Origin of the sequence: Dictyobacter arantiisoli (genome assembly GCF_008326305.1) — a bacterium.
GTDB lineage: Bacteria > Chloroflexota > Ktedonobacteria > Ktedonobacterales > Ktedonobacteraceae > Dictyobacter > Dictyobacter arantiisoli.
Map to the genome: position 1 here is coordinate 1 of NZ_BIXY01000243.1, position 1,261 is coordinate 1,261.

Annotated in this window: 1 protein-coding gene; it reads right to left on the reverse strand. The window is 51.2% G+C overall.

Annotated elements, in window-relative coordinates; translation table 11 throughout:
- Nucleotides 1–15: 15 nt before the first annotated feature.
- A partial coding sequence (locus F1593_RS28040; protein ID WP_216369030.1) for an ISAs1 family transposase occupies nt 16–1,261 on the reverse strand: 1,246 nt, incomplete at its 5' end.

Here is a 1,261-nt window from a genome sequence, read left to right on the forward strand (position 1 = left end):
CAGGGCTTTCCAATTCTAAAAAACGGAACAGTAGCCAGTGAGCAAGAGATCAAGAGCCTTGTCATACGATGCATCAAAATAGCGCATCTGTCGGGCAACATTGCACACGCCGACACGATCCATCAGACTTAAGACGGTACTGTTCAATTGAGCAAGGCGACTGGGAACAAGACCCGTCCGGGTTTGGCACGCATCTTCTCCTAGTGTCACGTCGCGACGCCAATGCAAGCGATTTTCAATGGCCCAATGCTCTCTTACCAACGCTAAGATTTGTGGGGCTGGCGCTTTTTGTAAGGAAAGACTACTCAACCCATAGACGACTTCATGGCGGCTCTCTCCTGTTTTGAGAATGCGTGTCGTGCGTTCGATGCGAAAGACCTGCTCAATTCCTTGCCACTCTTTGGCAAACCAGTCGTTCAAGTCTGGACTGCACACAATCTGACGATGTTCCAGTCGTCCATGGCCTTTGTCCCACGTTTCGGCTTCCTGCCAGCGTCGACGGTCAGGAGTAGGATCCTCGAAGAGATCAGCAATATCTTCTTTCAGCGTTGGCTGATTATCTTTGGCAATGAGGAGATAGTCCCCTTCAAGCTGTTTGGTCTGCGCACAAAACGCTCGTTGGGTATGCAAAGCATCCAGGCTCAGAATACGTCCTTTCACGGTCTCGGTGGTCAATAATGGCTTGAGATCACTGATTTCATTGTGCTTTTCTCGCACATCGCAATGCCAGAGAACTCTGCCAGTATTCACCTCATAACAACTGAGTTGATGGACCGGGTGAGCTTGTTTACTTGTGGCCCGAAGCGCTTTGCCATCAATTGCCAGGTGCCGATGATCAGCGTGGCCTTGGGGAGTAAGCAAGCGACTGGGTTCCTCTCCACATCGGGTTTGAGCCTCCCAACGCTGGAAAAAAGCCGACAGGATCTCGTCAAGGCGCTTGGCGTCAATGGCTGCTAAGACATGGCAATAGGTCATCTGACAGGGCAGACTGCTTCGGCGTAACCCAAAGCGCTCAGCGATGGTGACCTTACGATGACGCAGCCATTCGGTCGCTCCACACAAACTCTTTTGCCCGGCTAACTTGGCAAGCACTAACAAACACAGGATCAAGGCGAGTTCGTAGCGTCTTCCTTGAGCACGTCGTGGGTCTGGGAGGGCCTGAAGTGCTTCGTACAGTGAGAGCAACGAAAGGCTTTCTTCATTCGTCACGGATGCTCTCTTGAGCGTCAAGGTAGTATAATCCATATGAGATTTCCTTTGT